The organism is Luteimonas sp. MC1895 (assembly GCF_016457215.1).
Taxonomy (GTDB): Bacteria; Pseudomonadota; Gammaproteobacteria; order Xanthomonadales; family Xanthomonadaceae; genus Luteimonas.
Window position 1 is genome coordinate 1116239 of the sequence record NZ_JAEMDY010000001.1, and the last position, 13391, is coordinate 1129629.

At 71.6% G+C, this 13391-nt stretch carries 14 protein-coding genes; 7 read left to right on the forward strand and 7 right to left on the reverse strand.

The window, feature by feature from the left end; all coding sequences use genetic code 11:
• Nucleotides 1-38: 38 nt before the first annotated feature.
• Complete coding sequence (locus JG616_RS04905; RefSeq protein ID WP_199391841.1) at nt 39-737, reverse strand: YggS family pyridoxal phosphate-dependent enzyme; 699 nt, start codon at nt 735-737, stop codon at nt 39-41.
• 134 nt (nt 738-871) lie between these two features.
• On the opposite strand from JG616_RS04905, the gene JG616_RS04910 reads away from it, so the two are divergent.
• The 4 genes from JG616_RS04910 to JG616_RS04925 all read left to right on the forward strand — a co-directional run bounded on the left by JG616_RS04910 (nt 872) and on the right by JG616_RS04925 (nt 4462).
• A complete protein-coding gene (locus tag JG616_RS04910; protein ID WP_199391842.1) occupies nt 872-1909 on the forward strand; it encodes a type IV pilus twitching motility protein PilT in 1038 nt (345 codons plus the stop codon).
• 12 nt (nt 1910-1921) lie between these two features.
• The gene (locus tag JG616_RS04915; RefSeq protein ID WP_199360375.1) at nt 1922-3052 is read left to right on the forward strand and encodes a PilT/PilU family type 4a pilus ATPase; all 1131 of its coding nucleotides are present in this window, start codon (nt 1922-1924) and stop codon (nt 3050-3052) included.
• 115 nt (nt 3053-3167) lie between these two features.
• Nucleotides 3168-3794, forward strand: coding sequence for a superoxide dismutase (locus JG616_RS04920; protein WP_199391843.1), 627 nt, complete (start codon nt 3168-3170; stop codon nt 3792-3794).
• Between the two features lie 206 nt (nt 3795-4000).
• The gene (locus JG616_RS04925; protein ID WP_199391844.1) at nt 4001-4462 is read left to right on the forward strand and encodes a peptidylprolyl isomerase; all 462 of its coding nucleotides are present in this window, start codon (nt 4001-4003) and stop codon (nt 4460-4462) included.
• Nucleotides 4463-4468: 6 nt separating this feature from the next.
• Here JG616_RS04925 and JG616_RS04930 read toward each other — a convergent pair whose 3' ends face one another.
• Nucleotides 4469-6268 (reverse strand): DUF4153 domain-containing protein, encoded by a 1800-nt coding sequence (locus tag JG616_RS04930; RefSeq protein ID WP_199391845.1) that lies wholly within the window; start codon nt 6266-6268, stop codon nt 4469-4471.
• A 79-nt stretch (nt 6269-6347) separates the two neighbouring features.
• On the opposite strand from JG616_RS04930, the gene JG616_RS04935 reads away from it, so the two are divergent.
• Genes JG616_RS04935 through JG616_RS04945 form a run of 3 tightly spaced genes read left to right on the forward strand, consistent with a single transcriptional unit; the run spans nt 6348 to nt 8340 of the window.
• A complete protein-coding gene (locus JG616_RS04935) occupies nt 6348-6914 on the forward strand; it encodes a YqgE/AlgH family protein (protein WP_199391846.1) in 567 nt (188 codons plus the stop codon).
• Nucleotides 6914-7402 carry a Holliday junction resolvase RuvX gene (gene ruvX / locus JG616_RS04940; protein WP_199360387.1) on the forward strand — a complete coding sequence of 163 codons (489 nt, stop codon included), beginning with the start codon at nt 6914-6916 and terminating at the stop codon, nt 7400-7402. The genes JG616_RS04935 and ruvX overlap by 1 nt, the downstream gene beginning before the upstream one ends.
• Complete coding sequence (locus JG616_RS04945; protein ID WP_199391847.1) at nt 7399-8340, forward strand: aspartate carbamoyltransferase catalytic subunit; 942 nt, start codon at nt 7399-7401, stop codon at nt 8338-8340. The genes ruvX and JG616_RS04945 overlap by 4 nt, the downstream gene beginning before the upstream one ends.
• Before the next feature lie 220 nt (nt 8341-8560).
• Here JG616_RS04945 and mgtE read toward each other — a convergent pair whose 3' ends face one another.
• The 5 genes from mgtE to JG616_RS04970 all read right to left on the reverse strand — a co-directional run bounded on the left by mgtE (nt 8561) and on the right by JG616_RS04970 (nt 13354).
• Complete coding sequence (gene mgtE, locus JG616_RS04950; RefSeq protein ID WP_199360391.1) at nt 8561-9922, reverse strand: magnesium transporter; 1362 nt, start codon at nt 9920-9922, stop codon at nt 8561-8563.
• A gap of 104 nt (nt 9923-10026) precedes the next feature.
• On the reverse strand, nt 10027-10959 hold the full coding sequence (locus JG616_RS04955; RefSeq protein ID WP_199391848.1) for a 2OG-Fe(II) oxygenase: 933 nt from the start codon (nt 10957-10959) through the stop codon (nt 10027-10029).
• A complete protein-coding gene (ptsP, locus tag JG616_RS04960) occupies nt 10956-12680 on the reverse strand; it encodes a phosphoenolpyruvate--protein phosphotransferase (protein ID WP_199391849.1) in 1725 nt (574 codons plus the stop codon). The genes JG616_RS04955 and ptsP overlap by 4 nt, the downstream gene beginning before the upstream one ends.
• Nucleotides 12680-12949, reverse strand: coding sequence for an HPr family phosphocarrier protein (locus tag JG616_RS04965; protein ID WP_199360397.1), 270 nt, complete (start codon nt 12947-12949; stop codon nt 12680-12682). Before JG616_RS04965 ends, ptsP begins: the two co-directional genes overlap by 1 nt.
• A gap of 12 nt (nt 12950-12961) precedes the next feature.
• Nucleotides 12962-13354 (reverse strand): PTS fructose IIA subunit family protein, encoded by a 393-nt coding sequence (locus JG616_RS04970; RefSeq protein ID WP_199391850.1) that lies wholly within the window; start codon nt 13352-13354, stop codon nt 12962-12964.
• Between the last annotated feature and the right edge of the window lie 37 nt (nt 13355-13391).

Below are 13391 nucleotides of genomic sequence, written 5' to 3' on the forward strand. Positions count from 1 at the left end.
TCGCGCGGGCGGCCATGCAGCCGTGGCGCCCCGCGGGGTCACGCCTCCGGTCGTGCCCCGAACAGCGCGGTGCCGATGCGCACCATGGTCGCGCCCTCGGCGATCGCCAACGCGTAGTCCTCGCTCATGCCCATCGACAGCGTGTCGGCGCGCGGATGCCCGTCGCGCAGCGACGCATGCAGCGCACGCATGGCCGCGAAGGCTTCGCGGCGTCGGTCGAGGTCCGGATGCGGCTCGGGGATCGCCATCAGCCCGCGCAGCGACAGGCGGGGCTGCGCGGCGATGGCCGCGGCCAGCGCCGGCACGTCGCCGGGTGCGCAGCCGTGCTTGCCGGCCTCGCCCTCGACGTTGACCTGGATGAGCACGTTGAGCGGCGGACGGCCCGGATCGCGCGCCGCGGCCAGCGCGGCGACCAGCTTCGGGCGGTCGACCGACTGCACCCAGTCGAACAGCGCCGCCGTCTGCGCGGCCTTGTTCGACTGCAGGTGGCCGATCAGGTGCCATTCGATGCCGCTGCCGTCCAGCGCCGCGATCTTGCCCGCGGCTTCCTGGACGTAGTTCTCGCCGAACGCCAGCGTCGCGTCGGGGCGCAGCGCGAACCAGTCGGCGGCCAGCGCGGCGATCTCGCCGGCGCTGCGGGTCTTGCCCACCGCCACCAGGCGCGGGGCCGGCCGCGAGGCGGCCGCGGCTGCGTTTTCCATCGAATCGAGGACGCGTGCGAGGGGTCCTGTCGGCATCTGCCGGCTCCTCCAGCAGGGCTGGATATGTGACGCGGATACGGGGCTATACTGCCCGCGGGGAGTACTCTGGCGCCAGCCGCGACCCGGTCCGGCGCTCCAACACCAACTTGCACTGCCGCTGGGGAGCATGCATGGATATCGCCGAACTTCTGGCGTTTTCGGTCAAGAACAAGGCGTCGGACCTGCACCTGTCCGCAGGCCTGCCGCCGATGATCCGCGTCGACGGCGACGTCCGCCGGATCAACATCCCGGCGCTCGACCACAAGCAGGTCCACGCGCTGGTCTACGACATCATGTCGGACAAGCAGCGGCGCGATTACGAGGAATTCCTCGAGGTCGACTTCTCGTTCGAGATCGCGGGCCTGGCGCGCTTCCGCGTCAACGCCTTCAACCAGAACCGCGGCGCGGGTGCGGTGTTCCGCACCATTCCCTCCGAGGTGTTGACGCTCGAAGACCTCGGCACGCCGCGGATCTTCAAGGAGCTGATCGACCAGCCGCAGGGCCTGATCCTGGTCACCGGACCGACCGGCTCCGGCAAGTCGACCACGCTGGCGGCGATGGTCGACCACATCAACAAGACCGAGTACGGGCACATCCTCACCATCGAGGACCCGATCGAGTTCGTGCACACCGCGCAGAAGTGCCTGATCAACCAGCGCGAAGTGCACCGCGACACGCACGGCTTCAACGAGGCGCTGCGCTCGGCGCTGCGCGAGGATCCCGACTACATCCTGGTCGGCGAGCTGCGCGACCTCGAGACCATCCGCCTGGCGCTGACCGCTGCGGAAACCGGCCACCTGGTGTTCGGCACCCTGCACACCTCGTCGGCCGCCAAGACCATCGACCGCATCATCGACGTGTTCCCCGCCGGCGAGAAGCCGATGGTGCGCTCGATGCTGTCGGAGTCGCTGCGCGCGGTGATTTCGCAGGCGCTGCTGAAGAAGGTCGGCGGCGGGCGCACCGCGGCCTGGGAAATCATGGTCGGCGTACCGGCCATCCGCAACCTGATCCGCGAGGACAAGGTGGCGCAGATGTACTCGGCGATCCAGACCGGCCAGCAGCACGGGATGATGACGCTCGACCAGCACCTGCAGGACCTGGTGAAGCGCGCGATGATCACGCGCCAGCAGGCGAAGGACTATGCCAAGGACAAGCGGCTGTTCGAGTAACCGGAGCACCACATGAGCGCCATCGACTTCACCTCGTATCTCAAGCTGATGGCCCACCAGAAGGCCTCGGACCTGTTCATCACCGCCGGCATGCCGCCGTCGATGAAGGTGCACGGCAAGATCTCGCCGATCACCCAGAACCCGTTGACCCCGCAGCAGGCGCGCGACCTGGTGCTCAACGTGATGACGCCGCCGCAGCGCGAGGAGTTCGAACGCACCCACGAGTGCAACTTCGCCATCGGCGTGTCCGGCGTGGGCCGCTTCCGCGTGTCGTGCTTCTACCAGCGCAACCAGGTCGGCATGGTGCTGCGCCGGATCGAGACCCGCATCCCGACGATCGAGGAGCTCAACCTCCCGCCAATCATCAAGACGCTGGCGATGACCAAGCGCGGCATCATCATCTTCGTCGGCGCCACCGGCACCGGCAAGTCGACGTCGCTGGCGTCGATGATCGGCTACCGGAACGCGAACTCCACCGGGCATATCATCACCATCGAGGACCCGATCGAGTTCGTGCACAAGCACGACGGCTGCATCATCACCCAGCGCGAGGTCGGCATCGACACCGACAGCTGGGAAAACGCGCTGAAGAACACCCTGCGCCAGGCGCCGGACGTGATCATGATCGGCGAGGTGCGCACGCGCGAGGGCATGGACCATGCGATCGCCTTCGCCGAAACCGGGCACCTGGTGCTGTGCACGCTGCATGCCAACAACGCCAACCAGGCGATGGACCGCATCATCAACTTCTTCCCCGAGGACCGGCGCGGCCAGCTGCTGATGGACCTGTCGCTCAACCTCAAGGGCGTGGTCGCGCAGCAGCTGATCCCGACCCCGGACGGCAAGGGCCGTCGCGTCGCGATGGAGATCATGCTCGGCACGCCGCTGGTCCAGGACTACATCCGCGACGGCGAGATCCACAAGCTCAAGGAGATCATGAAGGAGTCGACCAACCTCGGCATGAAGACCTTCGACCAGAGCCTGTTCGAGCTTTACCAGGCCGGCGAGATCTCCTACGAGGACGCGCTGCGCTATGCCGACTCGGCCAACGAGGTGCGCCTGCGCATCAAGCTGGCGCAGGGTGGCGACGCGCGCACGCTGTCGCAGGGGCTCGATGGCGTCGAGGTGGCCGAAGTCACCTGAGACGCGGCGTTGCGTGTCTCCGTGAAAGGGCGCCCGCGGGGCGCCCTTTCCATATGCGTACTTTTTACCTGTCGCGGGAGACAATGGCTGGCCAATACACCACTGGAGACCCGCCATGGCGTTCACCCTGCCCAAGCTTCCCTACGCGTACGACGCGCTCGAGCCGCACATCGACGCGCAGACGATGGAGATCCACCACACCAAGCACCACCAGACCTACATCAACAACGCCAACGCCGCGCTGGAAGGCACGGAGTGGGCCGACAAGAGCGCCGAGGAGATCATCGCCAACCTCGACGCGCTGCCCGAGGACAAGCGCGGCCCGCTGCGCAACAACGCCGGCGGCCACGCCAACCACTCGCTGTTCTGGACCGTGATGTCGCCCGAGGGCGGCGGCCAGCCGAAGGGCAAGGTGGCGGAGCGCATCGAAAGCGACCTCGGCGGCTTCGAAGCCTTCAAGGAGGCCTTCACCAAGGCCGCCATTAGCCGCTTCGGCTCGGGCTGGGCGTGGCTGGTCACCGATGCCTCGGGCAAGCTCTCGGTGGAGTCCAGCGCCAACCAGGACAACCCGCTCATGAAGGGCGTCGGCTCGGGCAACACCCCGATCCTGGGCCTGGACGTGTGGGAGCACGCGTACTACCTGAAGTACCAGAACCGCCGCCCGGACTACATCGGCGCGTTCTACAACGTCGTCGACTGGAACGAAGTCGAGCGTCGCTACCAGGAAGCCGTCGCGGGCTGATCCGCGCGGCGCATCCGGTCCATGCACGAAGCCCCGCACACGCGGGGCTTCCTGTTTCCAGGCGGCGCGCGGCCCGTCTCGTCCGCCCCTGGAGGCTCGCGCCGTGCCGCGGGTGCGCATCCGGTCACGCCGGCGCGCCAGCGGGCTTGCACGCACGCGACGCGCTGGCGAGGATGCGGCGATACCCGCCAAGGATCCCGCCGACGATGGACATCGCAGACCGCCGCATCGCCACCGTGCACTTCACGCTGACCGACGCCGACAGCGGCGCGCCGATCACCAGCACCCGCGGGCACGAACCGCTGACCTACATGCACGGGACCGGCGGCATCGTGCGCGGGCTGGAGCAGGCGCTGGAAGGCCGCAGGGCGGGCGACCGGGTCGAGGTGGTGGTGGCGCCCGCGGACGGCTTCGGCCCGCGGCACGAAGCCCTGGTGCAGACCCTGCCGCGCACGATGTGGCGCGCGCCCGCCCAGCCGAAGGTGGGCGACCGGCTGGAAACCACGACCGCCAAGGGACCGCTCGACGTGGTGGTGACGGCGGTCGAAGCCGACACGATCACCGTCGACGGCAACCATCCGCTGGCCGGGCGTCGCGTCCGGGCGGAGCTCGAGGTGCTCGCGGTGCGCGTCCCGACGCCGGACGAGGTCCAGTTCGGCCTGGGCTGAGCGGGCTCAGGGCTGGCCGGGGCGTTCGAGCCGGCGTGGCTCACCGTCGCCGATCCTGAGGTCGGGCCAGCTCCGCGGAACGGCCTGCACGCGGCCATCGAGCAGGTCGCGGCGCAGCGTGCGCCGCCACGCCTGCTCGGAGGTGCCTTGCGGCCACAGGTCCAGGGTCGCGACCGCCGCCCAGGCGCCGTCCGCGTCCCGCGCGTGGATCACGCAGTGCGCGCCATGGCCGTTGCCGAGCGTGCACAGCAGCGGATCGCGCGCGCCGTCACCGTCGAGGTCGGGCGTGAGCAGGATGCAGTCGTCGGACGCGCGCCTGCAGTTGCGGTCGCCCAGTCCATCGGCCAGGGCGACCCACCAGTCCTCGTCGGGCGACAGCGCGCCTTCCGCCAGCTGGACCTGCACGCGGAGCGCCTCGGCATCGCGCGCGGTGGGCTTGCCGCCGTCGACGGCCGCCGGCTCGCCCCAGCGGTTCTCCCTTGCGATGACGCGTTCGAGTTCGGCCAGCCGCTCCCGGTCGCCGGCCCAGGCCGGGTGCCCGCGCAGGGCCAGCGTCGCCTCCCAGCCGGCGCGGCCGCTGTCATGGCGCAGCCACTCGAGATCGAAATCCTCGGGGCTGGTGCGTCCGTCGGCCAGCCGCTGCAGCTGGCTGGACACGCCGATCCGGTGCGGATCCAGCACGGGCGTGTTGGCCAGCACCGCAAGCGCCACCACCACCAGCGACATCACCCGGTTCACCGGCCGGATGGGTCCCAGCCAGCCGTCGCGCCTGCGCAGCACCGCCCAGGCGTAGCCGGATGCATAGCCGGCCACGACGACGGCCAGCAGCACCGCCCAGACGCGGTCGGCCGTCCACCCGTGCTGGTCGATGCGCAGCCACAGGGCATACAGCGCCAGCAGCGCGTACACCGGCAGCAGGGCCAGCCCGGCATCGACCAGGCGGCACAGCCAGGCGGGGTAGGGCCGCGCGCCGGTGCCGTCCTGCAGCACGGAGTTGGCGAACGCGACCAGCAGCGCCACCACGGTCACCAGGGTGGCGGCCGCGGACCGCATGTCCCACAGCGGTTCGAGGCCGGTGAACGGCAGGCTGGCCACGAACAGCACGGCGATGAAGGCCAGCAGCGGCAGCAGGCCGGTGAAGATCGCGAACAGCACCTGGCGGGCGACCATCACCGCGCGGTCCTGGGTCCGGCCGATCAGCACCCCCAGCCCGGCCATCGCGCCCGTGGCGAGGTAGACGAAGGCGTCCTCGCGGAACAGCTCGCGGAAGAAGTCGATCTTCACCAGCGCGAACAGCGCGCCCCACAGCCACAGCACCAGCCAGCAGATGCCGGTGAACAGCGCCGCCAGCGCCAGCGTCAGCGTGTTCTGCCAGGCGTGTCCGAACAGGCAGGCATAGGGCGCGCGCCAGTGGCCGTGCGCGAGGCGGCACTGCAGCCAGGGCAGGGCGACGAACAGCCCGACCGCGACCGATGCGCCGAAGGGGGCGAGCACGCTGCCGGCCTGCACGCCGGGGCCGCCGGTGGCCTGCCGCGCGGCCCATGCGGCCAGCGCGCCGACCACCACGGTGGCTCCGGCGGCCTGCTGCCAGAAGCGCGCGTCGCGCAGGCGCACCACGCTCAGCGCCATCATCGTCGGCACCGCCAGCACCAGGGTGTACCAGCAGACCCGGCCCGAGAGCGCGGCGAAGGGCCACCAGCCGCCGGCGTGGCCCTTCTGCGCCAGGTACATCAGGCCGCCCTGCAGCACGGCCAGCAGCACGATGAAGGCGCGTTCGTCGCGCGGGAGCGGGGCGGCTGTGGGCATGGTGGATCCGCGGCGGTGGCGTGGCGGCCATGGTAGCCGCGGCCGGGCGCGAGGCCGCGGCACTGGCTAGAATGACCCCATGTCCACCCAGCCCACCCCGCTCGCCAACCAGCTGCTGGTCGCGCTGCCGTCGCTGGCCGATCCGAACTTCGAGCGCACGGTGTCGCTGCTGTGCCAGCACGACGCCGACGGCGCGATGGGCGTGGTCGTCAACCGCCGCTCCGACTACACCCTGGGCGAGGTCTTCTCGCAGATGGGCATTCCCTGCGGCGACGCGGCGCTGTGCGCCACGCCGGTGCTTGCCGGCGGCCCCGTGCATCCCGAGCGCGGTTTCGTCATCCACGACGGTGCGCACGGCTGGGACTCGAGCCTGAGCGTGGCCGACGACCTGCGCGTGACCACCTCGCGCGACGTGCTCGAGGCGATGGCGCGCGGCGAAGGTCCCGCGCGTGCCGTGGTCGCGCTGGGCTGCGCCGGCTGGGGCGCGGGCCAGCTCGAGGCCGAACTGGGTGAGAACAGTTGGCTGACCGTGCCGTCCGACGGGGAGATCCTGTTCGCACTGCCGCTGGAGGCACGCTGGCAGGCCGCCGCCGGCCGCATCGGCGTCGACATGGCGCACATGCCGGACTACGCCGGGCACGCCTGATGGCCACGATCCGCGCCGACGGCACCGTGCTCGGGTTCGACGTCGGCGCGCGCCGCATCGGCGTGGCCGTGGGCAGCGCCTTCGGCCACGGTGCGCGTGCGTTGGCCGTGGTCGACGTGCACGCCGACCACGTCGACTGGCCGGCGGTCGAGCGCCTGCTGAAGGAATGGGGGCCGGATGGCTGCGTGGTCGGTGATCCGATGACGCTCGACGGTGGCGACCAGCCGATCCGCGCGCGCGCCCGGGCCTTCGCACGCGAGCTGGGCCGGCGTTACCGCCTGCCGGTGGTGATGGTGGACGAGCGCTCCAGCTCGATCGAAGCGGCCCAGCGCTTCGCCGTTGACCGTGCCGAGGGCCGGCGCCGTCGCCGCGACGCCGCCGCGCTCGACGCCGTGGCCGCCGCGATCATCGTCGAACGCTGGCTGGCCTCGCCCGGCGACGCGGTCGCCATCGATCCCGATTCCACGTCCCCGGACGCCCCGGCATGACCCTGCAGACCACCGACGACGGGCGCCTGCGCCACCTGCTCACCCTCGAAGGCCTGCCGCGCGCGACGCTGGTGGCCCTGCTCGACCGCGCCCAGGCCTTCCTCGACGGCCAGGGCGCCGCCGATCCGCGCGGGGCGCTCGCGGGCATCGCCACCTGCACCCTGTTCTTCGAGCCGTCGACGCGCACGCGGCTGTCGTTCCAGCGCGCCGCGCAGCGCCTCGGCGCCGACGTGCTGGCCTTCGACGCGTCCACCTCGTCGACCAGCAAGGGCGAGACCCCGCTCGACACGCTGCGCAACATCGAGGCGATGGGCGTGCGCGGCTTCATCGTCCGCCACCGCGAGGACGGCGCCGCGGCCATGCTGGCCTCGTCCGCGCAGCCGGGCACGGCGGTCATCAACGCCGGCGACGGCCGCAGCGCGCACCCCACGCAGGGCCTGCTCGACGTGCTGAGCCTGCGCCAGGCCAAGGGGGCGGATTTCGCGCGGCTGAAGGTCGCGGTGGTCGGCGACATCCGCCATTCGCGGGTGGCGCGGTCCGAGCTGCATGCGCTGCGCACCCTGGGCATCGGCGAGGTCCGCGCCTGCGGTCCGGCGAGCCTGCTGCCCGACGACGCCACGCTGTCCGGTTGCCGCGTCGGCAGCGACCTGGACGCCGCGCTCGACGGCGTGGATGCGGTGTTCATGCTGCGCCTGCAGCGCGAGCGGATGGAGGAAGGCTTGGTGCCGTCGCTCGAGGCCTACCACCGCGACTACGGGCTGACCGCGGCCCGCCTGCGCCGCGCCGCGCCGGACGCCGTGGTGCTGCATCCGGGACCGATGAACCGCGGCGTCGAGATCAGCGACGAGGTGGCCGACGGCCCGCAGTCGCTGGTGCTGCGGCAGGTCGCCAACGGCGTCGCCGTGCGCATGGCGGTGCTCGAAGCCCTCTTGGCCTGACCCGGCCGCCCGCCGCCTGCAGGCTCACGGCTCCTGCAGGAGCAGCCACAGCTGCGATTGCCGCGGATCACCGGGAATGGACCGCAGGAACGGATTTCGGGAACGCACCGCGGCCCCGGATCGCGGCTATAGCCGCTCCTGCAGTCCCGAGCGTTGCCGCAGTTGCCGCAGTCGCCGCAGTCGCCGCAGTCGCCGCGGTTGCCGCAGGGAAGGTGCGGCCTCAGTGCAGCAGGATGACGGTGGCCAGGCCGAGGAAGCTGAAGAAGCCGACCACGTCGGTCACCGCGGTCACCACCACGCCGCCGGCCACCGCGGGATCGACGTCGGCGCGCTTCATCGCCAGCGGCACCAGCACGCCGGCGAGCGCGGCCGAGGCGAAGTTGATCACCAGCGCCGCGGTGATCACCAGGCCCAGCATCCAGTCGCGGAACCAGGCGAAGGCGACCAGCCCGACGAAGCCGCCGATCAGCAGGCCGTTGATCAGCGCCACGCGCACTTCCTTCCACAGCAGCAGGCGCGCGTTGCTCGCGCCCACCTGGCCCAGCGCCAGGCCGCGCACCATCAGGGTCAGCACCTGCATGCCGGCATTGCCGCCGATGCCGGCCACGATCGGCATCAGCACCGCCAGCGCCACGATCTGCTCGATCGTCGCCTCGAAACGCCCGATCACCGCGGCGGCGAGGAAGGCCGTGGCGAGGTTCACGCCCAGCCAGACGATGCGTCCGCGCACGGCGCGCTTCACCGGCGAGAACAGGTCCTCGTCCTCGTCCAGGCCGGCGGCGCCCAGCGCCTGGTGCTCGGCCTGCTCGCGGATGATGTCGACCACGTCGTCGATGGTGATGCGGCCGAGCAGCACGTTGCCCTCGTCGACCACGGGCGCGGAGACCCAGTCGTGGTCGGAGAACTGCCGCGCGACGGACTCCGCCGACTCGCCGGCGTGGATCGCGGTGAGTTCGTCGTCGATCAGCTTGTTGACCGGGGCGCCCGGTTCGCTGGTGACCAGCTTCTGCAGCGCGACCCAGCCCAGCAGCTGGTGGCGGCGGTTGACCACGTACAGGTGGTCGGTGTTCTCGGGCAGCTCGCCGCGCAGGCGCAGGAAGCGCAGCACCACGTCGACCGTGGTGTCCGCGCGCACGGTCACCACGTCGGGGTTCATCAGGCGGCCGGCGGTGTCTTCCTCATAGGACAGCGCCTGCTCCAGGCGCTCGCGGTTCTCGCGGTCCATCGAGCGCAGGATCTGCCCGGTGACGGCCTCGGGCAGGTCCTCGACCAGGTCGGCGAGGTCGTCGATGTCGAGGTCTTCGACCGCGGCGACGATCTCGTCGGGATCCATGTCGGCGATCAGGCTTTCGCGCACCTCGTCGCCGACGTGCACCAGCACCTCGCCGTCGTCCTCGGCATCGACCAGGCCCCAGACCACCATCCGGCGGTCGGGCGGCAGCGATTCCAGCAGGTTGCCGATCTCGGCCGGCGCCAGCGTGTTGATCAGCCGGCGGACGGGGCCCAGGCGGCCGCTGTCGAGCGCATCCGACAGCAGTCGCAGCTGGCGCGCGGTCTTGTCGTGGCGGACGGCTTCGGCCATGGATCTTCCGGTGGGCGCGTCGCGCGACGGATGCGCGACAGGGTCAGGCGTTCATGCGCGCATTATCGCCCGCGCGCCCGGCGCTGCCCAGCCCGTGCGCTCGTTCAGCGGCGCAGTCGCGCGAGCATGCGGCGTGCCGCGCCGAGCACGCGGCTGGCGGGCGTCGCGTCGAGCTGCGCCTGCAGCGCGTGCAGTTCGCCATACAAGCGGCGCACGTGGCCGTCGCGGCGCGCGAGCAGCTCGTGCAGCGTGGCCATGTCGGACGCGTCCAGCTCGTGTCCGGCCGCGAGGTGGGGCGGCAGCGGGCGGTCGACGTAGACCGTCGAATGCGCGGGTGCGGCTTCGTCGGCGGGCCGCTCGCGCGTGTAGAAGTACAGGGCCACCGACCGGCGGCTGAGCGACTCCCTGCCCGCGGGCAGCCGGATCGTCGGAAAACCGTGCCAGCTGTGCTCGGTGGTCTCGAAGATCACGCAGCGGTTGTACGCCGGCGCGATCGCGACCACCTCGTCGTTCTCCGGATCATGCGGGTCGCGCCGCAGTTCCAGCGCACCGCCCCAGGCCGCGTCCCACTCCGGGTTGAGGTAGACGATCAGGTTCAGCCGTCGATGCCAGCCGGTGGCGGGGTGGTGGTTGAAGTCGATGTGGGTGTCGAGCGCCTGGCCATCGCGGTTGTCGTGCGTGCCGCCGCCGAAGTAGTCGGGGTCGTAGAGCAGCCCGTCGATGCCGGTCAGCCGTTCGATCAGGCCGAGGAAGGCCGGCGTCTGGATGCAGGCGTCGAGCGCCGCATACGCGCCGCCAAGGCCGCGGATGCGCTCCACCGTCGACTTCCCGCCGGCGACGCCGTCCTCGTTGAGGGCGTTGCCGCGATCGAAACCCGGGAAGCGCGCGAGCAGGTCGTGCACGAACGCAGGCGCGAAGAAGTCCTCGACCACGCAGTGGCGGAACGGGCGCGCGCCGATGAACCCGACGCGGATCGCATCCGCGTCGGCCACCACGTGCGGGGCGACCACGTCGCGCAGGGCGTCTGTGCGGCTCATGGTTCTCCGGTGCTCCGGGCAAGCCAGCGGGCGATGCCGGCGTGGTCGCGTGCGCGCAGCAGTTCCGTGAGGCGCGCGCGCAGGCCGGCCAGGTCCTGCGCCCGCACCGCCTGGCGCACTTCGAGCAGCGTGCCCGGATGCAGGCTGAACTCCTCGAGCCCGAGCGCGAGCAGCAGCGGGGTGAACACGGCATCGCCGGCCATCTCGCCGCAGACCGCCACCGGCTTGCCGTGCGCGCGGGCGGTGCCGATGACCTGGTGCAGCAGCAGCACGACCGCCGGATGCAGGGGGCTGTGCAGGTCGACCAGGGCATCGTTGCCGCGGTCCGCGGCCAGCAGGTACTGCACGAGGTCGTTGGTGCCGATCGACATGAAGTCGAGCAGGTCGATCATCGCCGGCAATGCGATCGCCGCGGCCGGGACCTCGATCATCGCGCCGAGCGGGATGCCCTCGGCGACCGCATGGCCTTCCCGGCGCAGGCGCGCGGCGACCGTGCGCAGCAGGCGGCGCGCCGCCAGCACCTCCTCGCGCTGCGCCACCATCGGCAGCAGGATGCGGATCGGCCCGTAGCCGGACGCGCGCAGGATCGCGCGCAGCTGGGTGGTGAACACGTCGCGCCGGCGCAGCGCCAGGCGCACGCCGCGCACGCCGAGCGCGGGATTGGGCTCGTAGGGCAGGGCCAGGCCGCTGCCGTCGGACTTGTCGGCGCCGACGTCGAGCGTGCGGATGGTCGCAGTGCGCCCGGTCATGCCCAGCACCAGGTCGCGGTAGGCGACGAACTGCTCCTCCTCCGACGGCAGCTCGTTGCGCTGCAGGAACAGGAACTCGGTGCGGTACAGCCCGACGCCCGCGGCGCCGAGCGCGTGCGCCTCGGCGACGTCCTCTCGCGTCTCGGCGTTCGCGTACAGGCGGATGTCGACGCCGTCGAGGGTGCGCGAGGGTTCGCGCCGCAGGCGGTGCAGCTGGCGGCGCTCGCGCTTGCCCTCGCGCACGCGCTCGCGGTGCGCGCGCAGGTCGTCGGCGTCCGGATCGACGATCACCAGGCCGGTGGCACCGTCGATCATCACCACGTCGCCGTCGTTGACCAGCGACAGCGCCTGCGGCGAACCGACCACCAGCGGCAGGTGCAGGCTGCGCGCCAGGATCGCGGTATGCGAAAGCATGCTGCCGCCCGCGGTCACGATGCCGAGCACGCCGCGCGCGTGCAGGCGTGCGACCTCGGACGGCGCCAGGCTGTCCGAGACCAGGATCTCGCCGGCCACGCCGGTGACCTGCGCATCGTGGCGGTGCAGCGCCGAGTGGATGCGGCCGATGACGTGGTCGATGTCCTCCACGCGGCTGCGGAAGTAGGGGTCGTCCATGCTTTCGAACACCGCCGCCAGGCGGTCGCGTTGCACGCGCAGCGCGAAGTCGGCGCCGTGCAGCTCGTTCGCGATAAGGCCGTCGAGGCCCTGCAGAAGTTCCGGGTCGTCAAGCAGCAGCGCGTGCAGGTCGAGGAACTCGCCGACCTCGTGCGCCAGCGCGCCGTGCAGGCGCGAGCGCAGGTCGCGCAGTTCCTCGCGCACCATGTCGATGGCCTCGTGCAGGCGCGCGACCTCGGCCGCGGCCTGCCCGGGCGCGATGCGCTCCTCGGCCACCTCCAGCGCGTGCGGCTGGCGCACGCGCGCGCGCCCGAGCGCGTTGCCCCGCGAGGCACCGTGGCCGGGGAACTGCCGGCGCATCAGCTGTCCTCGTCGAATCGCCGCTCGAACAGCGCGCTGACGGCCTCGGCGGCCGCGGCCTCGTCGGCGCCCTCGACACGCAGGGTCACCGCGGTGCCGGCGCCGGCGGCCAGAAGCATCACGCCCATGATGCTCTTGGCGTTGACCTCGCGTCCCTTGGCGGTCAGGGTCGCGTTGACGTCATGGCCCGACAGCAGCTGCACGAGCTTCGCGGTGGCGCGCGCGTGCAGGCCCAGCCGGTTGGAGACGACGAGTTCGCGTTCGATCATGGCCGGCGTGCCTCATGCGTCATCGTGCAGGACTCCGTTGCGCGCGCCAGCGGCAGCCACCGCCGGCAGCGCGTCGAGCGGAAGCTCGGGATAGTTCAGGACCCTCAGCAGCATCGGCAGGCTGAGCGCAGACACGCGCCGGACCGGGGTGCCGAGCTGCGCCAGGCGCGCGGCGAGGTTCGCCGGCGTGGCGCCATAGAGGTCGGTCAGCACCAGCACGCCTTCGCCGCCGTCGGCGCGGCGCAGCGCGGCGCTGGCGGCGGGCAGGGCGGCGGCGGGGTCGGCGTCGTAGGACATCTCGAACACCTCGACGCGGAGCGGCAGCGTGCCCAGCAGCCGGCCCGCCACCGCGGCGAGCGCGGTGCCGATACCCAGGTGCGTGACGAGCAGGATTCCGACGGCCATCGGGACAAATTAACAGAGCCGCATGACGGTCCGGAAG